At 33.0% G+C, this 22,103-nt stretch carries 17 protein-coding genes; 12 read left to right on the top strand and 5 right to left on the bottom strand.

Features of this window, described 5'->3' with window-relative positions; translation table 11 throughout:
- Positions 1–7 precede the first annotated feature (7 nt).
- From N4A42_RS04930 to N4A42_RS04905, 6 genes are all read left to right on the top strand, one after another.
- Complete coding sequence (locus N4A42_RS04930) at positions 8–1,756, top strand: DUF4270 domain-containing protein (RefSeq protein WP_294070746.1); 1,749 nt, start codon at positions 8–10, stop codon at positions 1,754–1,756.
- 11 nt (positions 1,757–1,767) lie between these two features.
- On the top strand, positions 1,768–3,615 hold the full coding sequence (gene glmS, locus N4A42_RS04925) for a glutamine--fructose-6-phosphate transaminase (isomerizing) (protein WP_294070743.1): 1,848 nt from the start codon (positions 1,768–1,770) through the stop codon (positions 3,613–3,615).
- Between the two features lie 164 nt (positions 3,616–3,779).
- Positions 3,780–6,584 (top strand): TonB-dependent receptor, encoded by a 2,805-nt coding sequence (locus tag N4A42_RS04920; protein ID WP_294070740.1) that lies wholly within the window; start codon positions 3,780–3,782, stop codon positions 6,582–6,584.
- 22 nt (positions 6,585–6,606) lie between these two features.
- On the top strand, positions 6,607–8,184 hold the full coding sequence (locus tag N4A42_RS04915; RefSeq protein ID WP_294070737.1) for a G-D-S-L family lipolytic protein: 1,578 nt from the start codon (positions 6,607–6,609) through the stop codon (positions 8,182–8,184).
- 182 nt (positions 8,185–8,366) lie between these two features.
- Positions 8,367–9,875 carry a F0F1 ATP synthase subunit beta gene (atpD, locus tag N4A42_RS04910; protein WP_294070734.1) on the top strand — a complete coding sequence of 503 codons (1,509 nt, stop codon included), beginning with the start codon at positions 8,367–8,369 and terminating at the stop codon, positions 9,873–9,875.
- Between the two features lie 95 nt (positions 9,876–9,970).
- Positions 9,971–10,246 (top strand): hypothetical protein, encoded by a 276-nt coding sequence (locus N4A42_RS04905; RefSeq protein WP_294070732.1) that lies wholly within the window; start codon positions 9,971–9,973, stop codon positions 10,244–10,246.
- 59 nt (positions 10,247–10,305) lie between these two features.
- Here the strand turns inward: N4A42_RS04905 and N4A42_RS04900 are convergent, their stop codons facing one another.
- Genes N4A42_RS04900 through N4A42_RS04890 form a run of 3 tightly spaced genes read right to left on the bottom strand, consistent with a single transcriptional unit; the run spans position 10,306 to position 13,001 of the window.
- On the bottom strand, positions 10,306–11,280 hold the full coding sequence (locus N4A42_RS04900) for a Gfo/Idh/MocA family oxidoreductase (RefSeq protein ID WP_294070729.1): 975 nt from the start codon (positions 11,278–11,280) through the stop codon (positions 10,306–10,308).
- 24 nt (positions 11,281–11,304) lie between these two features.
- On the bottom strand, positions 11,305–11,748 hold the full coding sequence (locus tag N4A42_RS04895) for a LexA family transcriptional regulator (RefSeq protein ID WP_294070726.1): 444 nt from the start codon (positions 11,746–11,748) through the stop codon (positions 11,305–11,307).
- Positions 11,745–13,001: a Y-family DNA polymerase gene (locus N4A42_RS04890; RefSeq protein WP_294070723.1), complete on the bottom strand. Its 1,257-nt coding sequence runs from the start codon at positions 12,999–13,001 to the stop codon at positions 11,745–11,747. Before N4A42_RS04890 ends, N4A42_RS04895 begins: the two co-directional genes overlap by 4 nt.
- Before the next feature lie 120 nt (positions 13,002–13,121).
- On the opposite strand from N4A42_RS04890, the gene N4A42_RS04885 reads away from it, so the two are divergent.
- On the top strand, positions 13,122–13,661 hold the full coding sequence (locus N4A42_RS04885; RefSeq protein ID WP_294070720.1) for a hypothetical protein: 540 nt from the start codon (positions 13,122–13,124) through the stop codon (positions 13,659–13,661).
- 17 nt (positions 13,662–13,678) lie between these two features.
- Here N4A42_RS04885 and N4A42_RS04880 read toward each other — a convergent pair whose 3' ends face one another.
- Positions 13,679–15,184: a PLP-dependent aminotransferase family protein gene (locus tag N4A42_RS04880; protein ID WP_294070717.1), complete on the bottom strand. Its 1,506-nt coding sequence runs from the start codon at positions 15,182–15,184 to the stop codon at positions 13,679–13,681.
- Between the two features lie 61 nt (positions 15,185–15,245).
- Here N4A42_RS04880 and N4A42_RS04875 point away from each other — a divergent pair, with 61 nt between their 5' ends.
- The 4 genes from N4A42_RS04875 to N4A42_RS04860 all read left to right on the top strand — a co-directional run bounded on the left by N4A42_RS04875 (position 15,246) and on the right by N4A42_RS04860 (position 19,883).
- Positions 15,246–17,066, top strand: coding sequence for a TonB-dependent siderophore receptor (locus tag N4A42_RS04875; RefSeq protein WP_294070714.1), 1,821 nt, complete (start codon positions 15,246–15,248; stop codon positions 17,064–17,066).
- A 165-nt stretch (positions 17,067–17,231) separates the two neighbouring features.
- Complete coding sequence (gene bioB, locus N4A42_RS04870; RefSeq protein ID WP_294070711.1) at positions 17,232–18,338, top strand: biotin synthase BioB; 1,107 nt, start codon at positions 17,232–17,234, stop codon at positions 18,336–18,338.
- 129 nt (positions 18,339–18,467) lie between these two features.
- Entirely contained in the window at positions 18,468–19,328 is an 861-nt protein-coding gene (locus tag N4A42_RS04865) for a cupin-like domain-containing protein (protein WP_294070708.1), read from the top strand.
- Positions 19,329–19,391: 63 nt separating this feature from the next.
- A complete protein-coding gene (locus N4A42_RS04860; RefSeq protein ID WP_294070705.1) occupies positions 19,392–19,883 on the top strand; it encodes a DUF6646 family protein in 492 nt (163 codons plus the stop codon).
- Positions 19,884–19,942: 59 nt separating this feature from the next.
- Here N4A42_RS04860 and N4A42_RS04855 read toward each other — a convergent pair whose 3' ends face one another.
- Positions 19,943–20,413, bottom strand: coding sequence for a regulatory protein RecX (locus tag N4A42_RS04855; protein WP_294070702.1), 471 nt, complete (start codon positions 20,411–20,413; stop codon positions 19,943–19,945).
- Between the two features lie 108 nt (positions 20,414–20,521).
- Here N4A42_RS04855 and N4A42_RS04850 point away from each other — a divergent pair.
- The coding region (locus N4A42_RS04850; RefSeq protein WP_294070699.1) for a lamin tail domain-containing protein at positions 20,522–22,103 on the top strand (1,582 nt) is incomplete at its 3' end.

Here is a 22,103-nt window from a genome sequence, read left to right as displayed (position 1 = left end):
ATTACTTATGAAAAAGAATAGAATTGCCCTTCAACTTTTTGTATTCATATTAATAACCGTAAGCTTTATCGCCTGCGAAACTGAATTCTCTTCATTAGAGTCTGATGTTTTAAATGATGATGTTGCTACAAATTTTGATATAAAAAAACTTAGTGAAACTAACCCTCATTTCACAGATATAATTACTTACACAAAGGCTTTAGGACCCGTACAAACCAACAATAATTTAGGCTTAAATGCCCTAGGACCTTATGATGACAATTACGGTAGGTTAACCTCTAGCTTTGTATCTCAAGTTACTTTATCTTCCTATTCACCTACTTTCCTCGGAGATGCTGATGAATTAGAAATCGATTCTGTAGTTTTAACTCTCCCTTATTTTTACAGAGTTACAGAAATCGATACTGAAAATAATATCACTTATAATGTAGACTCAATTTTTCCTGACGGTGACACATATAGCCCTATAAAGTTGAGTATCTATGAAAGTAATTATTTTATTAGAGACTTTGACCCAAATGCTGAGTTTAATGAAAGCCAAGCGTATTTTTCAAATAAATCTGCTTCAGAAACCGAAATGATAACCGCATTAGAAGGGAGCCCTCTAAATTTAATTGAAAGCTCAATCGATGTAAATCACATATCTCTTAATCCAGAAGGAAACATAAAAGTCAACCAAGATGGCTTTGTACTTACAGTAACTACAGAAGGAGAAAATGGCGAAGAAGATGAAGTTACAAGAACAAATACTCCACCAGGCATAAGGTTAAAATTAGATCCTACTTTTTGGCAAGATAAAATCATAAACCAAGAAGAACAAAACCCAACAGTATTAAGTAACGAAAATAACTTTACAGAATATTTTAGAGGACTTTACTTTAAAGCGGAAACTGTAAATGACGATGGGAGTTATATAATTCTAAACACAAACTCAACAAATGCTAATATTACAATATATTACACTACCTCAACAACAACACAAAATGATGACGGAGAAGATGTAACCACAGAAGAGCAAGAAAGTTTTGCTTTAAATTTTGGTGGAAATAAAATAAACTTCATAGACAATGAATTTAATACAACCATAGATAACGGCAACGAAACAGAAGGTGATGCAAGATTGTATTTAAAAGGAGGTGAGGGATCTATTGCAAAGATAAAACTCTTTAATGGTGTAAATCCAGAGTCAGGTGATTCATATTTTGATGAATTTAGAGAACTTTTTGTTAATCTTGATTCTGACGGAACCTTTGAAAGTTCAAAACTTTTAGTAAATGAAGCTAATCTTATTTTCTATGTAGATGACATCGCTTTAGCAATGGAAAACCCAGAAAATCAGCCAAATCGACTATTTTTGTATGATATAGACAATAAAAGACCGTTGGTAGATTATTCTTTTGATGTTACAAACAACACACTACCTTCATCATCAAAATTAAACCATTTAGGTCCATTGCAACGTGTTAATGATGAACCAACAGGAGATGGTATAAAATACAAGTTTAGAGTTACAGAACATATTAATAATCTATTATTAAGAGACTCTACAAATGTTGAATTGGGTTTATCTGTATCTTTAAATGTTAATTTAGAAGAATTGATACAACAACAAGTTCAAACAAGTGATGATTCTGATTTTACGTCTCCTATAGGTTCTATATTATCACCAAGGGGAACTATTTTACATGGAAATAACACTGAAGATGGAAACAAAAAAGTGTATCTAGAAATATATTACACAGAACCAAATAACTAAAAAACTAACCTATGTGTGGAATTGTTGGGTATATTGGCCACAGAGAAGCCTATCCTATTGTAATTAAAGGACTTCAAAGACTAGAATATAGAGGTTATGATAGTGCTGGCATAGCACTTTATGATGGCAATAACATAAAACTATCAAAAACCAAAGGAAAAGTCTCTGACTTAAAAGAACGTATAGAAAATGAAATTTCTACTGATGGCACCTTAGGCATTGGTCATACACGTTGGGCGACTCATGGAGTACCGAACGATGTCAACTCTCATCCTCATTATTCAAATTCAGGAGAATTAGTAATAATCCACAATGGAATTATTGAAAATTATGATTCCTTAAAAAAAGAGCTTATTAAACGTGGTTATACGTTTAAATCTGACACAGATACTGAAGTTTTAGTAAACCTGATTGAAGATGTAAAAAAGAACGAAAATATAAAGTTAGGAAAAGCAGTTCAAATTGCATTAAATCAAGTAGTAGGAGCTTATGCCATTGCTGTTTTTGACAAAAACAAACCTAACGAAATTGTAGTTGCTAGGTTAGGAAGTCCACTTGCTATAGGTATTGGTGAAGATGAATTTTTCATTGCTAGTGATGCATCTCCTTTTATAGAATTCACCAAAAATGCTATTTATCTTGAAGATGAAGAAATGGCGATTATTAGAAGAAAAAAAGGTGTAAAGGTTAGAAAAATAAAAAACGATTCCTTAGTAGATCCTTACATCCAAGAACTTCAGCTGAATTTAGAACAAATAGAAAAAGGAGGTTATGAGCACTTTATGCTCAAAGAAATTTACGAGCAGCCTGAAGCTATTTTAGACACTTTTAGAGGAAGATTATTAAGTAACGAAGCATTAATAAAGCTTGCTGGTGTTGAGGATAACATGAAAAAATTCTTAGCTGCAGACAGAATCATAATTGTTGCATGTGGTACATCATGGCATGCAGGTCTTGTAGCAGAATATATTTTTGAAGATTTAGCTAGAGTCCCTGTTGAAGTAGAATATGCTTCAGAGTTTAGATATAGAAATCCTGTTATTACAGAAAAAGATATTGTTATAGCTATTTCTCAATCTGGTGAAACTGCAGATACATTAGCTGCGATTAAACTAGCCAAGTCAAAAGGAGCTTTTGTTTTTGGTGTTTGTAATGTGGTTGGCTCTTCTATAGCAAGAGAATCAGATGCTGGTGCGTACACACACGCTGGCCCTGAAATTGGAGTAGCTTCTACAAAAGCATTTACTACTCAAATTACAGTTTTAACCTTGATGGCTTTGCGATTAGCTAGAGCAAAAGGTACTATATCTAGTTCAGAATTTAGACATCATTTAATAGAATTAGAGACCATACCAAGCAAAGTAGAAGAAGCTTTAAAATCTGATAGCTATGTTCAAACCATTTCAGATATATATAAAGACGCTACCAACTTTTTGTATTTAGGAAGAGGCTTTAATTTCCCAGTAGCACTAGAAGGCGCTCTTAAATTAAAGGAAATTTCATATATCCATGCCGAAGGGTATCCTGCGGCTGAAATGAAACATGGTCCAATTGCTTTAATAGATGAATTAATGCCTGTTGTTGTTATCGCTACAAAAAAAGGTCATTATGATAAAGTAGTTAGTAACATACAGGAAATAAAATCTAGAAAAGGTAAAATTATTGGTATAGTTACCGCTGGTGATAAAAGTGTAAAGGAATTAGCAGATCATGTAATAGAAGTTCCTGAAACTTTAGAATGCCTTACACCATTATTAACTACAATACCTTTACAATTGCTTTCTTATCATATAGCAGTTATGTTAGATAAAAATGTAGATCAACCTAGAAACTTGGCAAAATCGGTTACTGTAGAATAAAACATACAAACATATCATTAAGCCCTAAAATTGAATTATTATCAGTTTTAGGGCTTTTATTTTCTCAAAAACTACTATGCATGCATATATTTTTGAAAATTTCTTACTTAATTTTAATATATTTATTTAAATTGCTCATATAACTAATTAACTAATTCTCTAAAATGAAGACAATCTTAAAGCTTTTTACAATGCTTTTTTGCGTGGCATCTTTTGCTCAAACCACAATAAAAGGTAAAATTACTGAAGATTCTGGGTTACCCTTACCTGGTGCAAATATAGTAGTTGTTGGTACCACTTCAGGTACTGTATCAGATTTTGATGGTAACTACACTTTAATAGTAGATCAAGACCCTCCGTTTTCAATCCGTATAAGTTATGCAGGTTTTGAAGCTCAGACTATAGAAATAACATCAAAAAATCAAACGGTTGATGTCACCCTAAAAGAAGGTAACTCATTAGATGAAGTCGTAATTTCTGCTTCTCGTACACCAGAACGTATTTTTGAATCTCCTGTTACAGTAGAACGTTTTGGTATAAAAGAAATAAAAAACACTGCTTCTTTAGATTTTTACGATGGTTTAGAAAACCTTAAAGGTGTTGACATAAACACTAATAGTTTAACTTTTAAATCTATAAATACTAGAGGTTTTGCAACTTTTGCTAATACACGTTTTATGCAATTGGTAGATGGCATGGATAATTCTGCTCCAGCACTTAACTTCCCTCTTGGAAATTTATTAGGTATGACAGAAACCGATGTACAAAGTGTAGAGCTTTTACCTGGTGCAGCTTCAGCTTTATATGGAGCAAATGCTTTCAACGGAATTTTATTTATGCGTAGTAAAAACCCTTTTGATCATCAAGGTATAAGTGGTTTTGTAAAAAGAGGTATTACTTCTCAAGAAGCTGCAGGAGATAACGATTATACTGATTTAGGTATTAGAATGGCTTATAAGTTTAGTGAGAAATTTGCAGCTAAAGTAAACTTTGGTTACTTAAAAGGTACTGATTGGTATGCTGTAAACGAACAAGACAAGTTAAATCGTGGATTAACAAGAGCTGATATTGATTATGATGGAATAAACGTTTATGGTGATGAAGTTAGCACCAATATAAACGGTGTTGCACAACTTCTTGAAGGTTTAGGTTTAGCACCTGCTGGTTCTTCAGCACTTGTACCTTCTGTAGATGTAAGTAGAACTGGTTATAACGAAAGAGATTTAACCAATTATAATGCAGAAAGTATTAAAGCAGATTGGGGACTTTATTTCCGTCCTTGGGAAAATGATTTCGAAATTCAATATGTAGGTAAAGTAGGTTCAGGTAATACCATTTATCAAGGAGCTAACCGTTACAACATTAAAAACTTCTTCTTACAACAACATAAACTCGAAATTAGAAACGATAACTTCTTTGTAAGAGGATATATTACAGAAGATAAAGCAGGAGATTCTTATGATATGGTATTTACAGGTATTAATATCAATAGAGCTTGGAAAGATGACCAAACTTGGTTTGGTGAATATGTAGCTTCGTATATTGGAGCTACTTTAGGAGGTGCTACAAATACTGATGCTCATGCTGCAGCAAGACAAGCTGCAGACACTGGTCGTTATTTACCTGGTACACCAGAATTTCAAGCAGCATTCAACAGAAGTGTTAATGATCCTGATTTGTCTACAGGTTCAAAATTTCAGGATAATTCAAGAATTTATCATGCAGATGCCAATTATAACCTTGGCGATTTAGTAGACTTTGCAGAAATTCAATTAGGTGGATCATATAGAAGATATAGATTAAATTCTTCAGGAACAATTTACACTGATAATGATGGCCCAATCAATTATTCTGAAGTTGGTATTTACACACAATTACAACGCTCTTTAGAATTATCTGAAGCTGTTGAGTTAAAATTAACAGGTTCTATCCGTTATGATAAATCAGAATTATTTGATGGATTTATTTCTCCAAGATTATCAGCTGGTTTTACAATTAATAAAAATCATAACATTAGAGCATCTTTCCAAACAGGATTTAGAAACCCAACTACTCAAGATTTATATATAGGCTTAGACGTTGGTAGAGCTATTTTAATTGGAGGTGCATCAGACAACTTAGTAAGAGATGTTAGAAATTATGATTTAAGTGCAACAGGTACTACAATTCTCGGTCAAAGCAATATTGACTTTGATGGTTCTGGAGCTTATAACAATTCTTTTTTAGCATCTTCAGTAACAGATGGATTTGCTATTAGCGGCAATCCTGCAGACTTAGAAATAGGTAATTCTAACCTTGTTAAACCAGAACAGGTAAGTTCTGTTGAAGTAGGCTATCGTGGTAAATTAGATGGTATCATTGTAGATGCTTCTGCTTACTTTAATCACTATCAAGATTTTTTAGCAAATGAAACCGTTATTGCACCATTCTATGGAGATGTTCAATTAACTGAAACTTTGCCTGATGGTACTCCATTAGCTGTTGCCGCTATTGCAAATGGAGATTTCCAAGCCTATCAAACTTATACTAACTCAAATGAAGATGTAAATTCTTATGGTGCAGCCATTCAAGTTTCAGCAAAAGTATTTAATGGTTTTGACTTAAGTGCTAACTATACATATTCAAAATTAGACTTTGACGTTAAGAAAAACCCAGATTTCAGAACTAATTTTAACACACCAGAGCATAAAGTAAAAGCTTCTTTTGGTAAAACTGAATTATTCAAAAACTTTGGCTTTAATGTATCATGGAGATGGAGCGACAACTACTTTTGGGAAGCTTCTTTCGGTGATGGAGATGTACCTTCATTCAATGTTCTTGATGCTCAAGTTAACTTCAGAATTCCTAGTTTAAAATCTACTTTTAAAGCTGGTGCTACCAACTTATTACAAGATGAATACTTTACCGCATTTGGTACTGGTTTCATTGGTTCTCAATACTATGTCTCTTGGACTATCAATAACTTATAATAACGGAAAAGAAACTATTAAGATGAAAAAAATAAAATATATAGCACTATCATTACTTACATTAGCGATGGTGTCTTGCGAGAATGAACTCGTAGAAGATTTAAGAGACAGAAACGATACTGGTGATGAGACTTTACCAGAACTTACTGCTGGCACAGTAGATTTTTCAAATTATGTAGCTATAGGAGCTTCATTCACTGCTGGTTTTACAGATAATGCGCTTTTTATAGCAAGTCAAGAAAATTCATTCCCAAATATTATGGCAACTAAATTTGCTAATATTGGAGGTGGTACGTTTAATCAACCATTAATGAATGATAATTTTGGAGGATTGATTCTAGCAGGAAATCCAGTAATTCACCCAATTACTGGCAACCGTTTATTTGAAGAAAGATTAGTATTTGGTGGTGCTGGTCCAGTAGCATTACAATCAGTTAACCCTATAGCAATGTCTACAACCGATTTTGCTTTAAACAACCCTACAGGACCATTTAATAATTTAGGAATTCCAGGAGCTAAAAGTTTTCATTTAGTTGCTCCAGGATACGGAAATATTGCAAATTTCCCAGCTGCGGCTAATCCTTATGCAATACGTGTAACAGGTAATGCTCCTAATGCAAGTATTTTAGAGTTAGCAGTTGCTCAAAACCCAACATTCTTTTCTATCTCTGAAGTTGGTGGTAATGATGTTTTAGGCTATGCGTTATCAGGTGGTGAAAGTGACACAAACGCTCCTAACTACAACCCTATTACAGATACAGCAACCTTTAATGCTTCTCTTAATGCTCTAGTAGCTGGTTTAACAGCTAATGGAGCTAAAGGAGTTATTGGTAATTTACCAAATATTACAAGTTTATCTCATTTTACAACAGTACCTCATAACCCAGTGCCATTAGATGCTGCTACTGCAGGTTTCTTAAATAGTGGCAATGCTTATGGCGCATATAATGCTGGTATTGCACAAGCCTTAGGAGCATTGGTACAAATGAATCAAATAACTCAAGAAATTGCAGATGCAGAATTAGCAAAAAGAATAATCACATTTTCTGAAGGTGAAGGTAATGCTGTAGTAATTATGGATGAGAATTTAATTGATTTAACAGGATTGAACCCTGCACTTGTAAGTATGAGACAAGCAACAGCTGAAGATTTACTTGTTTTACCAGCTTCCAGCTTTATTGGTACAGAAGCGGTTCCTGGTAATCCTCAAACAGTTAATGGTGTTGCTATACCACTAGCAGATATGTGGGTCTTAACACCAGAAGAGCAAGAAGAAATTGCAATGGCTACTCAAGCATACAATGCTACAATTTCTAGTATAGCAAGTGCAAACGGTCTAGCTTTGGTTGATTTAAATGCAATTTTAGATCAAGCATCTACAACCGGGATTATGTTTGATGATTATCATCTTAATACAGATTTAGTTTTTGGAGGTCTAGTAAGCTTAGATGGTGTTCATTTAACAGCAAGAGGTTATGCTTTAATGGCAAATAGCTTCTTACAAGCTATTGATGATGCTTATGGTTCTAACTTTGAAGCTTCAGGTAATTTAGCTAAAGCTGGGGATTTCCCAACAAACTATTCACCTCAACTACAGTAAAATAACACATATAATCTCAAATAAAAACACGCTTTATAATAGCGTGTTTTTTTTATTTGAAAATGGCACATTTTTTTTAAATAAAAATATATCTTTGCAGCGCGAAAAACGCTTAAGCTCAACTTACTTGGGTAAGCTGTTTTTCATTTTCAAATTATTGCAAAACAAAAACACAATAGGTAATGTCAAAAGTTACAGGTAAAGTTGCACAAATCGTAGGTCCAGTTATAGATGTAGAATTTGCTGCTGGTTCAGAACTTCCAAAAATTTATGATTCATTAGAAATTGATAATCCAGATGGTTCAAAATTAGTATTAGAAGTACAATCTCACATTGGTGAAGATACAGTACGTACTATAGCAATGGACTCTTCTGATGGTTTAAGTAGAGGTACAGAAGTTAATGCTACTGGAGCTCCAATTCAAATGCCAATTGGCGAGGATGTTTATGGACGTCTTTTTAACGTAATTGGTGATGCTATTGATGGGTTAGGTGATTTACCTAAAGCTGGCGAAGCTGGTTTACCTATTCATAGACAAGCACCTAAGTTTGAAGAATTATCAACTTCTACTGAGGTTTTATTTACAGGTATTAAAGTTATCGATTTAATTGAGCCTTATGCAAAAGGTGGTAAAATTGGTTTATTCGGTGGTGCTGGTGTAGGTAAAACAGTATTAATTCAGGAGTTGATTAATAATATTGCAAAAGGTCATGGTGGTCTTTCTGTATTTGCAGGTGTTGGAGAGCGTACTCGTGAAGGAAATGATTTACTTCGTGAAATGTTAGAGTCTGGTATTATTAAATACGGTGATGATTTTATGCATTCTATGGAAGAAGGCGGATGGGATCTTCAAAAAGTAGATAAAGCTGCTATGAAAGAATCTAAAGCAACTTTCGTGTTTGGGCAGATGAATGAGCCTCCTGGAGCACGTGCTCGTGTAGCATTATCTGGTTTAACAATTGCAGAATATTTCCGTGATGGAGCTGGTGATGGACAAGGAAAAGATGTATTATTCTTCGTTGATAATATTTTCCGTTTTACACAAGCTGGTTCTGAGGTATCTGCATTACTTGGACGTATGCCTTCTGCAGTAGGTTACCAACCTACTTTAGCAACTGAGATGGGTGCTATGCAAGAGCGTATTACTTCTACAAAGAAAGGTTCTATTACATCTGTACAAGCGGTTTATGTACCTGCGGATGATTTAACCGATCCTGCGCCTGCGACAACCTTTGCTCACTTAGATGCAACAACAGTATTATCTCGTAAAATTGCTGAGTTAGGTATTTATCCTGCAGTAGATCCTTTAGATTCTACTTCAAGAATTTTAACACCAGAGATTTTAGGTGATGACCATTACGATTGTGCACAACGTGTAAAAGAGTTGTTACAACGTTATAAAGAATTACAAGATATTATCGCAATTCTTGGTATGGAAGAATTATCTGAAGAAGATAAAATGGCAGTAGGACGTGCACGTCGTGTACAACGTTTCTTATCTCAACCTTTCCATGTTGCGGAACAATTTACAGGTATACCAGGTGTATTAGTAGATATTAAAGAAACTATAAAAGGTTTTAACATGATTATGGATGGTGAATTAGACCACTTACCAGAAGCAGCATTTAACCTTAAAGGATCTATTGAAGAAGCTATCGAAGCTGGTGAGAAAATGCTTGCTGAAGCTTAATCAATAGACGCTTGATAAAACTTCAAAACCTAAATTCCAAATTACAATAATAGTATTTTGGAATTTAGAATTTTAAAATTGAAATTTTAAAAACTATGTATTTAGAAATTGTATCACCTGAAGCTACTTTATTTAGCGGAGAAGTAACTGCTGTTACTGTTCCTGGTGTAAATGGTGAATTTGAAATATTAACAAACCACGCACCTATAGTATCAATTCTTAAAGAAGGGCAAGTAAAAGTAAAGGGTAATATTACACTTGAGGAAGAAGTTGAAGATAAATTTTCAAAATCTGACAATGGAGTTTGGTTATCTATTAATTCTGGAACTATTGAAATGAAAGATAATAAGCTAATAATCTTAGCCGATTAATCTTTTTCAATAAATAATAAAATAAAAACGCGAAGTATTTGCTTCGCGTTTTTTTATATTCATAACTTTCCTAAAATCTTATCCATTACCCATGCAGTATGCGCTGCAGTAACTCCTGTTGAAGGATGATGATAACTACCAGCTAAATGTTTTTTCATATTCTCAACATGAAATTGTTGAATACGCTTAGGACTATCTATCTGAAATGTTAGCTGCTTTTTATCTGTCAATAATTTAATAGGCGTTTCTAAAAACACAGAAAAACTAATTTCACCTTTACTACCTATAATTCTAACACAATCTTCTCTTTTGTAAGTCCCGAAACTCCACATCCCAGAACCTATGACACCAGATTGATGTTCCCAAGATCCTGTTATAATATCTTTTGCGCTGTAAAATTGTTGTTGGTTTGCTGAAATGCCTTTAGCACTCACAATATCTCCTAATAGGTAAACAAACAAATCTAAACCATGGCTTGCCAAATCATCAAAATAACCAGCTGGTGCAATCTTAGCATCTGTTCTCCAATTATACGCTTTTGATGTATCTATATCACTTGCTGTACGACTTAAATACCAGCTAACATGCCTTATATCTCCTATTCTATTTTCTTCTAATAAAGACTTAACTTTATTAAATCTTGGTAAGGATCTACGATAGTAAGCTACAAATAATGGTAAGTTTTTTTCTTTAAAGACTCGTTGTATCTCTAAGCATTCTCCATAACTTGGAGCCATGGGTTTTTCAATACAACATATTTTATTTGCTTCAGCAACTTTTAACGCATAGTAATGATGCGTATCTGGAGGTGTAGCAATATAAACAGCATCTACGTTTGGATTATTAATTAATTGATCTGCATCACAATAATAATGAAGTACTCCATGTCGTTTTGCATAGTCTCTAGCTAAATCTAAATTTCTTCGCATTACAGCAACAAGCTCAAAACCCTTAGTTGTTTTATATGCTGGACCACTCTTAATTTCGGTGACACTACCACAACCAATAATTCCCCATTTTATCGTTTGATTCATTATGATTATTGTCTTAATTAAAAATTAATACACTTTTTTAATCACATTGGTTACAATTCCCCAAATAACAAAATTATTTTCTTCAGAAATTTTAATAATTGGATAGTCTGGATTTTCTGGCTGTAACCATACTTCACCATCTGATACTCTAAGACGTTTTACAGTAAATTCACCATCTAAAAAACAAACAGCTATTTTATTGTTTTCAGGCTCTAAACTTCTATCTATTACTAGTAAGTCATTATCATCTAAACCAGCACCTATCATAGATTGCCCACTAACGCGTGCATAAAAAGTAGCTTCTTTATTTTTTACTAATTCATCATCTAGAGATAAGCGTTGTTCTTTAAAATCATCTGCTGGTGAAGGAAAACCAGCCGAAATCCCTGTATCAAAAAAATTAGTTCCAGAACCTTCGATAACCTCTGGAATAAAGAATGTTAAGTTATTAGATTTGTGTGCTATCATTTTACTACAATTATATCATTAATGTTTGTTGTATATCTTGGTGAGAGTCGCTCTTGTCGCATTTTCCAAGTACGTTCTAAATCTTGATTTCCTAACTTAATTTTATCACCTTTATACTTTTTATTTATTTTATCTATAGCAAACATTAAAGGTTTGTGCTTTGGGTCTTCTTTACAAAACATATCTAACTGGTAATTATCTGTAGGCACCAAACCCGTAACAACAACACCAGCTCTTTTGTATTTAACACCTACTTTATGTATTAATTCTACAGCATTTACCGCAGCCTTGCTTATCAACAAAGAAGAATCTGTAGGATAAGGAAAACTTACTATTTTACTTGCGCGATGTTGTTTTTGGTCTTTTTTATGTCTATTACTGCTTATTGATACAATAATCATGTGACAACTAGAGCCTTGCATACGTAATTTTTCTGCACAACTTGTTGCAAAAGTAGAAACACGCTCTTTTATATAGTTAATATCATCATAGGTATAATCAAAACTTCGGGTTGTGGCAATGGCACGCTTTCGGGTTGGTTCGTCTAACTTTATCTTAGAAATGCCTTCTAAGTCTTTTTTTAATTTCCATTCTGTTATAGATAACGTTTTTCTTACCCATTCATCATCAAGCTGTATAAAGTCATAAGCGGTTTTACAACCTTTAGCTTTTAGTCGCTTTTGCAAGCCATGACCAATTCCCCAAACATCTTCTAATCTTATCCATTTTAAAGCTTTTATTCTGCTCTGCTCAGAATTTATAACATAACTCCCTTGTGTTTCTTTTGGAAATTTTCTTGCTATTTTGTTGGCTACTTTACTCAATGCTTTTGTTGGAGCTATACCTACACAGGTTGGTATGCCTGTCCATTTTAAAATACGTTGACGTATCTGTAAACCATACTCATTTAGATTGTAATTATCAAATCCTTTAAATTGTAGAAAAGCCTCGTCGATACTATAGACTTCAACATCTGGTGTAAATTGCTTCAAGATACTCATTACTCGACTACTCATATCACCATATAAAGGATAATTAGAAGATAAAACCTCTATTCCGTTTGCTTTACAAAAGCCTTCCCACTTAAAAATTGGAGCACCAAATGGTAACTGTATTGCTTTTGCCTCATCACTCATAGAAATAACACAACCATCGTTATTACTAAGAATAGCAACTGGCTTTCCTTCTAAATTAGGATTAAAAACACGCTCGCAAGAGGCATAAAAATTATTACAATCTACTAAGGCATACATAGGATTGTAAAGATAATGGATTTTAGTCTTCGATATACTCTAAAATGAAAGCTGAAAATCGTTATATACTTCAAAAGTTACTATTAACCTTGCTTCTATTTCAGTTTGTATATTTGAATCATGAAATCAAAAATTATTATTTCAGAAAGTAATAGACCTATATGGCAAATACCTATTGCAGCTTTATTTTTTACACTGGCATTTGGTCTATTAGCATATACAATTTATGAGGTTAAATTTTCTAACGAAAGTGTTAGAAGTGCCATTGTTGACATTAAAAATATTGTTTTTCTTGCTGCTATTGGCGCAGGTTTTTCTTCTCAAAAACGTATTTATATAGATTTAGAGCACTCAAAATTTAAGCCTACAATAGAAATAGGTCCTTTAAAATTTGGGAAATGGAAACAAATCTACAACTACGAATACGTTTCTGTATTTCATCAGCCTTTACAAGATGGTGATTACATCTATGAAGTCAATTTATGGTACGACAGGAATAAACATTTCTGTTTGTTTGAAAAAAACGATTATAAAGAAGCATTTATCATTGGCTACGAACTATCGGAAGAATTAAATATTGATTTGCTAGATGCTACTGTGCCTAATGATTATAAATGGGTAGATAAAAATGAATGGAAATCTAAAATGTATAATTCCTAAAATAATGTTAGCCCTTACTAAAATCTAACCACTATATCATAAGCGCTTTTCAACCTTACAACAACAGCTTCAATTTCTTCTTCATTAAGATGCCCAAAACCAAAACGAATAGCACAAGTATTTTTATCTTGATAAAGAATGGTTTTTGGCAAAAACAAATCTAATTTTTCTGCTTCCTCTGCAAGCTTTACCAATGATACTGCTGTATGAAATTGCAACCAGATTGCCAAGCCGCCTAAAGGCTTTTCAAAAGTTATAATATCTTTAAAATGCTGTTCTAAAAATCTACACAAACAATCTCGACGTTGTTTGTAGGTTACAATATTCTTTTTGAGCAATCGGTAAATTTCACCTTCAGAAATTAATTCAGACAACATCTGTTCTTGTATTAAATCTCCTTGCTCATCTAGTAATGTTAAATAATTATTGGCTTCAGAAATTAAATTTTCTGGCGCTACTACAAACCCTGTTTGAAAGCTAGGAAATAAAGACTGTCCCATTTTACCTAAGTAAATTACCATTCCGTTAGCGTCTGATGTTGCCATTGGTAGCATGGCAGAGCCTTCAAACTGAAAATCATAATCGTAATCATCTTCAATAATTGCAAAACCATAATCTTTTGCTAATTGTAAAAGTTGTAGTCGTCTTTCTGCACTTAAGGTTTTTGTAGTTGGGTAATGCCTATGCGCACTAACATAAACACATCGTATACTATTTTTAATGAAATGGGTTTTTATATAATCTACATCAAGACCATCTTTATCAACAGGAATTGTCTTTATAGCAGCACCTGCTTCTTGAAAAATAGTATTAGAAGCATAATGACTTAGTTGCCCTACTATAACCACATCGTTTTGTTTAATTAGTAATTGAGATACAATATAAAGACTCATTTCTGTGCTTCGTGTGCTCATCAAATTATTTGGTGTAATATGAAAACCACGAGTAGCATTTAAATAATTGCAAAGTTGTTTTTTAAAACTTGTTGTTGCTGATGTAGAAACTCTATTCCATTTACGAAGTAATGGTTTACGTTTCATTGCAGCACTATACCATCTCGAAAATTGATGAATAGAATGCAACCTTAAATCTGGTTTACCATCGTTAATTACATATTTTGAAGTTGTTTCTGTTGTTGTTGATGCCAAATGAAACGACTTTTGGAACGGAAAACCTGCCTCTTTAGGATAAGTATATGCTTGATTTACGTGCTTGCCTGTAGCTTTAATTTTCGCAGTAGTTTGTTCTGGCACCAATACAAAGGTTCCTTTATTAGCAATAATATCTACCCAACCTTGAGATGCTAATTCATCGTAAATAGCTACAGCTGTATTTCTATGAATATTTAACAAATTGCTCAACATACGTGTACCTGGTAGTTTACTACCTTTTATTAAATACCCACGCTGAATTGCATTTATGATTTGCTGTGCTACTTGTATATAAATAGGCTGCACTAACGATTTATCAAATGTTATTAATTGTTTTAATTTTTCGTTAACCGGACTATTATGTGTTTTCAAAACGGACTATTGTAACAGTCCGGAAAGTTACGACTTTTGCAGCTTCAAACTAAATGACAAAATGAAAAATAAATTTATCCTTTTCAATCTTATGTTAATAGCTGTTTTTCAGCTAAATGGACAAGAAGTTTCTCAACAAAAATTAGATTCTGTAACACTAACTGGAACTCGAATAGATTTACCTTTTAAAGAAAATTCAAGAACCATAAACATTATTACATCAAAAGACATTAAAAACAGTGCTGCTGTAAATATTGCAGACCTGTTACAACAAGTTGCTGGTGTAGATATTAGACGTCGTGGCACAGGTGGTAGCCAAGCCGATTTATATATTAGAGGTGGTGGTTTTGACCAAACATTATTACTCATTGATGGTATTAAAATGGACGATGTACAAACAGGTCACCACACCATGAATGCTGCTTTACCTCTAGAGGTTATAGAACGTATAGAAATCATTAAAGGTCCTGCAGCAAGGGTGTTTGGACAAAATGCTTTCGCAGGTGCTATTAATATTGTAACTAAAAAGAACTTAAAAAACTCTACTTCTGTAAATGTAGAAGCTGGTTCTTTTGGCCAACTAAATGGTAATGTAACAGCTGGTATTGAAAAAGAAAATTCATCTCACATTGTTCATGTAGGTAGACTAACATCTGAAGGTTATAGAAACAACTCTGATTATGATAATGCTAACTATTACCTTAAAAGCATATTTAATAAAAACGCGCAAGCTATTGAAATGACAGCTACGTTTTTAGAACGTAAGTTTGGTGCAGAAAATTTCTACACTACTAATCCTACGTTTCACGAATACGAAGAAACTCAAAATAGCCTTATAGCTTTTTCTACAACTTTTAGAAAGAATAAGTTAAAAATTCAACCTAGAGTCTATTGGAAACGTAACCAAGATATGTTTTTATTAAGACGCGATGAGCCAAGCTTTTACAGAAACTTCCATATTTCAGATAAAATTGGTGTAGAAACTAATGCTTCGTATACTTCAGAATTAGGTATTACAGGCTTTGGGATAGATGTATCTAAAATATACCTAAGAAGTAATAATCTAGGTAAACGCAACCGTTTTATGACTAATGTATTCTTAGAACATCGTTTTAGTTTGCTAGATAACAAACTAGACATTACACCTGGTGTAGCATTAACGTATTTTTCAGACTTTAAATTTCATGCATTTCCAGGCTTAGATATTGGTTACGATATTACTAACAACTTTAAAGTTTATGGTAATATTGGTTATACATATCGTATACCAACTTACACTGATTTATATTATAATGATCCTGCAACTAGTGGTAACGAAGATTTAGAGCCAGAAGAAGCTTTTGCCCAAGAACTAGGTTTTAAATACACATCACCTAAATTTAGTGCAAGTATTGCTGTATTTAATAGAGATGCTGAAAATTTAATTGATTATATAAGAAATGATGTTTCTGAAAATATCTTTAGAGCAACTAATATTGCAGAAGTTAATACAAAAGGACTTGAGTTTGATGCTTCTTACAACTTTAAGATAAAAGACTTTACACAAACTTTAAGTTTTGGGTATGCATTTTTAGAAGATGATATTTTAGATCAAAATGAAGAATTATCTCGTTATTCCCTAAACACTTTAAAGCATCAATACACAACACGTTTTAGCACACAACTTTTTAAGAATATTCGTCAAAACATTGTGTATAAATATGCAGAACGTACCACTGGACAAACTTATAATGTTTGGGATGCTTCTCTAGCTATTAAATTAAGCCAAGCTGAATTTACAATTACAGCAAGCAACATTTTTAATGCTGATTATATTGAATCTGGTTTTGTACCTATGCCACCAAGTAACGTGTTATTTGGATTACGTTATAATTTTAAATAAAGAAAATCTATAAAAGAACCCTAACCCTTTATAGGTTTTACATTAAAATCGTCTATTTGCTTGGTTTTAAATAAAGTAAAACCACTCAAATAGGCGATTTTAAGCTTTATTGATTATGGCACACAATATCTATTTTTAAAACAACTTCTAATTTTAAACTTTTCTATGAGTAATGTAAGACACAATTGGACAAAAGAAGAAATTCTTAAGATTTATAACAAACCTTTAATGGAGCTACTCTATGAAGCTGCTACAATTCATAGAATACACCACGATCCTAATACTGTTCAAGTTTCTACATTATTATCTATAAAAACAGGAGGCTGTTCTGAAGATTGCGGTTATTGCCCACAAGCAGCACGTTACCACACCAACGTAGAAGGCAATGACTTAATGAAAGTATCTCATATAAAAGCACAAGCACTTAGAGCAAAAGCATCTGGAAGCTCAAGAGTGTGTATGGGAGCAGCATGGAGAAATGTAAAAGATGGTCCCGAATTTGATCAGGTGCTAGAAATGGTGCGTACTATAAATAAGCTTGAAATGGAAGTCTGCTGTACACTTGGTATGGTTACCGAAAATCAAGCACAACGACTAGCCGAAGCAGGTTTATATGCCTACAACCACAACTTAGATTCATCCGAAGAATACTATAAAGAAGTTATTTCTACACGTGGTTTTGAAGATCGTTTGCAAACGATTGACAATGTTCGCAAAACCAATGTTACAGTATGTTCTGGAGGAATCATAGGTATGGGAGAGAGTATAGAAGATAGAGCAGGAATGCTTGTCGCACTATCTACTCTAAATCCACAACCAGAGTCTACACCAATTAATGCACTTGTAGCTGTTGAAGGCACACCTCTTGAGGATGAAAAACCTGTAGAAATATGGGAAATGATACGCATGGTAGCTACAACACGAATCGTCTTACCAGAAACACAAGTTCGGCTATCTGCTGGCAGAACACAAATGTCTAACGAAGGCCAAGCCATGTGCTTCTTTGCTGGTGCAAACTCTATTTTTGCTGGTGATAAATTACTAACTACACCAAACCCAGATGTTAATGAAGATATGAAGCTATTTGAAAAAATAGGTCTTATACCTCAAAAGCCATTTACAAAAAATGTTCAACCACTAACAATTGAGGCTAAAGACTCTAAGTTTGTTGATTTAGGTGAAAAGCCAAAATGGACCAGACCGCAACATAAAATACAACGAAACGAACAGAAAAAAATTAAAGCTAAAGAAACCAGAAAACAAGAAAAGTAAATTAATCATCTATTTATTGAAACAGATAAATCTGAAACCGTAAAAAAACAAAACAGCTTAAATTCCGTTTAACAATAAATAAACTTTGGTAACGTTTTATTAACTTTGATTTTCAAAATGTTTTAGCACTTGCAATTAAATCTTCAAGACATACAACGGGTTGAAACTATCACAAAAGCTGATTTTATAAAACATTATTTTAAACCACAAAAACCTGTGGTTATTGAACGATTTATAGAAGATTGGCCTGCTTATTCTAAATGGAGTTTAGATTACATGAAAAAAGTAGCAGGCGATAAAACCGTTCCATTATATGATAATAGACCTGTAAATTACGAAGAAGGTTTTAATGAAGCTCATGCCACAATGAAGATGAGCGATTATATAGATTTACTAAAACGAGAACCTACAAAATACAGAATCTTCTTATGGAATATTCTAAAAGAAATTCCAAAACTTCAAAACGATTTTAGTTATCCCGATTTTGGTTTACGATTAATGAAAGGCTTACCTATGCTTTTCTTTGGAGGAAGAGATTCATACACTTTTATGCATTATGATATTGATTTAGCTAACATCTTTCATTTTCATTTTGAAGGAAAAAAGCAGTGCATTCTTTTCGACCAAAAGCAGACCAAGCATCTATATAAAATTCCTCACTCTCTAATTACTAGAGAAGATATAGATTTTGCAAATCCGGATTTTAAAAAATGGCCTGCACTAAAACATGCCAAAGGATGGGTTTGTAATTTAAATCATGGAGAAATTCTTTATATGCCAGAAGGTTATTGGCATTATATGCGTTATATAACACCTGGTTTTTCTATGAGCTTAAGAGCTATTGCCAGAAACCCAAAAAACCTTAGCAAAGCAATATATAATATCTTTTTAATGCGCAATTACGATAATTTAATGCGTCGTATAAGTGGTCAAAAATGGATTGATTGGAAAAATAAAAAAGCCGTTACCAATACTAATCGATACGTTTAATTTTCTGACACAAATTGAATTCAATTTGTATATTTGCCCTCATTATTTATTAAAAATTCAAACATGAAAAACATACTATTAATAGTAACGTTATTAACATTTTCTCTTAGTAATTCTCAAGTTTTTGAAGGTAAAGGAGATCAAAAATTTCAGGTTGGTGCTAATTTTCAAGATGAAGCTACAGGTATTAATCTAACTTTTGATTATGGTCTTGGTGAAAATATTTCTGTAGGTGTATCATCATCTTATGCCTTAGGTATTGATGATCGTTTAGACGCAGATTTTGGTGATCGTTTTGATTTAAAAGCAAGATTCAACGCCAATATTGGTAATGTATTAAATATAGATGAGAATTTAGATTTTTATCCTGGTCTTAGTTTAAGTTTTAAAAATTTTGGTGGTCATATAGGCACACGTTACTTCTTTACAGAAGGGTTTGGTCTTTATGCCGAAGCAGCTTTTCCATTAGCAAAATACAGTGATGACAAATCTGATGCAGGCTACTATATTTACAATCAATTTACATTTAATATAGGAGCTAGTTTTAACTTATAAAACATTTTATATTATTTATTATAAAAAAGCTCTTTTAATAATAAAAGAGCTTTTTTTATTTATAAGTACTCGTTAAGTTTTTCGTAAACCAAACCACTCTCCCAACCTCTATACAATAGGTAATCTGCTACTTTTTTCTTTTTCTTAAATTTATTGTTTTCGTTGACTTGACTAATTCTTTTTTTAACAAGCTCATCAAGAGTTAAATAATACTCACTATCATCTATTTCTTTTAGAGCTATATTAATTGCATATTTAGAAATATCTCTAAATTTCAATTCTCTAACCAATCTGTTTTTTCCCCAATGTTTAATTCTAAATTTCCCTCTAACAAATGCTTTAGCAAAACGTTCTTCATTTAAAAAATTATTCTGAATTAGATACACCATAATTTTATCAATAGCTTCAGGTATCATCTTCATATCCTTAAGCTTTGTTTTTACTTCTTTATGGCAACGTTCTTGATAAGCACAGTAATTTTCAAGCTTTTTTTGCGCTTCATCGACAGTATATGTTTTTTGTGGGTTCATATAGCGAAAATATAACATTTTGTTAATAATTTCTTACATTGCAAAAGCCTGATTTGCAATGATTTCAACTTATCTTTGAAATTAGTTTACGGTAATAATTAATCCTTTATGAAAGAGAACTGCTTATCCCTCATATTACTTGTCTGTGCTTTGAATTTTGGTTTTGGGCAAATCTATACTGAAGACTTTACAGGTCAAAATGGAAAAGGAGCCATTGGCCCTATTCCTACTTTTGATTTATCTGATGTAACATGGAGTGTTGATGTATCCGAAGCAAACTTAAGTGAAACTACAGATTGGTTTCAAGTTGTAAATGAAGTTTTTGAAGGTAGAGATCTTGACGGAAACGCTTATTGGCATTCTCCAGTAATAGACATCTCATCGTATACAAATGTTTCTTTTAGCTTAGATGCTATAGAAAATGGAGATCATGAAAATATCGACATCATAAATACAGCATATAGAATTAATGGTGGTATTTGGTTACAAGCTTCTGCAAATGGTAATCTAGTAGGCAATTTCAACTCAGCTGTCGTTTCGCAAACTGGACTTAACGGCTCGACTCTAGAAGTTAGAGTAAACATGACAAACAATGCAGACAATGAAAACTTAAGAATTGATAATGTTTTAGTTGATGGAACATTATCTGTTCCTTGTACACATACTATAACAAGCTTTTCACCAATAGAAGGTCCTGAAGGTGCTGAAGTTACTATAACTGGTAGTGGCTACACACCAACAAGTACCGTTAACTTTAATGGTGTAGCAGCTAGTTCTATACAGTATATTAATGCAAATACATTAATTGCAACTGTACCAAATGGTATAACCACAGGCTCTATTTCTGTAATAGAATCTGCTTGTACAGAAACTGGTTCTGATTTTACAATAATTGACTTTAGTGGTTCTTGTAGCTCACCATTTAGTGATTTAATAATTTCAGAAGTATATGATTCTAATAGTGGCTCCCTAGGTTATATTGAGATATATAACGGAACAGGTGCAACTATAGATTTATCAGATTATGAAGTTGATAGGTATGCCACCTTAGGAGGTGCTGTTACTTCTACATATACTTTTCCAGCCTTAAATATAAATGATGGTCAAGTATTAGTTGGTAAAGTGAGTAATGACCCTAACGCTCCTAGTATTACTCCAGACTTTACTTTTGGTAATCTTAGTGGATTTAATGATGACGATCGCCTTGAACTTGTTTTTTCTGCCACTAATACTATAGTTGATGATTGGCATGATGATACTGTGCCTGGAGGCACAGGATTTTCATATTTAAGAAACACCAACATTACTGGACCAAACCCAACTTATAATGCCTCTGAATGGGTAGGTAATGGAACAGAAGATACTAGTGATTTAGGTAATTATTCTATTTCTATTGTAGGTAACCCTTCAGTTACTAGCCAACCAATTGCTACAGCCAGTTGCCTAGACTATACTTTTTCAATTACAGCAATGCCAGGTAATAGTGGTACACTCACCTACCAATGGAGGTTTAATGATGGTAACGCAAACAACTGGCAAGATGTTAATGGTGCCTTATTAGCACCAGCTACAGTTGCTGGTGAAACTACCAATACACTTTCTGTCTCAGGTATTGATTTAGAAAGTTATCAATTTTATTGTGTAGTTACCGAAGATGCATCTTGTTCAATTGCTAGTAATGCAGTTAAAG

The sequence above is a fragment of the Winogradskyella sp. genome, assembly GCF_025210595.1.
In the GTDB taxonomy this organism is placed as follows: domain Bacteria; phylum Bacteroidota; class Bacteroidia; order Flavobacteriales; family Flavobacteriaceae; genus Winogradskyella.
The sequence above is the reverse complement of the archived record's forward strand: the minus strand, read 5'-3'. Positions and strand labels throughout refer to the sequence as shown.

What these genes read in the sequence shown, in the direction of transcription:
- N4A42_RS04930 (WP_294070746.1), top strand. Translation starts at nt 8, where the DNA reads ATGAAAAAGAATAGAATTGCCCTTCAACTTTTTGTATTCATATTAATA.
- glmS (WP_294070743.1), top strand. Translation starts at nt 1,768, where the DNA reads ATGTGTGGAATTGTTGGGTATATTGGCCACAGAGAAGCCTATCCTATT.
- N4A42_RS04920 (WP_294070740.1), top strand. Translation starts at nt 3,780, where the DNA reads ATGAAGACAATCTTAAAGCTTTTTACAATGCTTTTTTGCGTGGCATCT.
- N4A42_RS04915 (WP_294070737.1), top strand. Translation starts at nt 6,607, where the DNA reads ATGAAAAAAATAAAATATATAGCACTATCATTACTTACATTAGCGATG.
- atpD (WP_294070734.1), top strand. Translation starts at nt 8,367, where the DNA reads ATGTCAAAAGTTACAGGTAAAGTTGCACAAATCGTAGGTCCAGTTATA.
- N4A42_RS04905 (WP_294070732.1), top strand. Translation starts at nt 9,971, where the DNA reads ATGTATTTAGAAATTGTATCACCTGAAGCTACTTTATTTAGCGGAGAA.
- N4A42_RS04900 (WP_294070729.1), bottom strand. Translation starts at nt 11,280, where the DNA reads ATGAATCAAACGATAAAATGGGGAATTATTGGTTGTGGTAGTGTCACC.
- N4A42_RS04895 (WP_294070726.1), bottom strand. Translation starts at nt 11,748, where the DNA reads ATGATAGCACACAAATCTAATAACTTAACATTCTTTATTCCAGAGGTT.
- N4A42_RS04890 (WP_294070723.1), bottom strand. Translation starts at nt 13,001, where the DNA reads ATGTATGCCTTAGTAGATTGTAATAATTTTTATGCCTCTTGCGAGCGT.
- N4A42_RS04885 (WP_294070720.1), top strand. Translation starts at nt 13,122, where the DNA reads ATGAAATCAAAAATTATTATTTCAGAAAGTAATAGACCTATATGGCAA.
- N4A42_RS04875 (WP_294070714.1), top strand. Translation starts at nt 15,246, where the DNA reads ATGAAAAATAAATTTATCCTTTTCAATCTTATGTTAATAGCTGTTTTT.
- bioB (WP_294070711.1), top strand. Translation starts at nt 17,232, where the DNA reads ATGAGTAATGTAAGACACAATTGGACAAAAGAAGAAATTCTTAAGATT.
- N4A42_RS04860 (WP_294070705.1), top strand. Translation starts at nt 19,392, where the DNA reads ATGAAAAACATACTATTAATAGTAACGTTATTAACATTTTCTCTTAGT.
- N4A42_RS04855 (WP_294070702.1), bottom strand. Translation starts at nt 20,413, where the DNA reads ATGAACCCACAAAAAACATATACTGTCGATGAAGCGCAAAAAAAGCTT.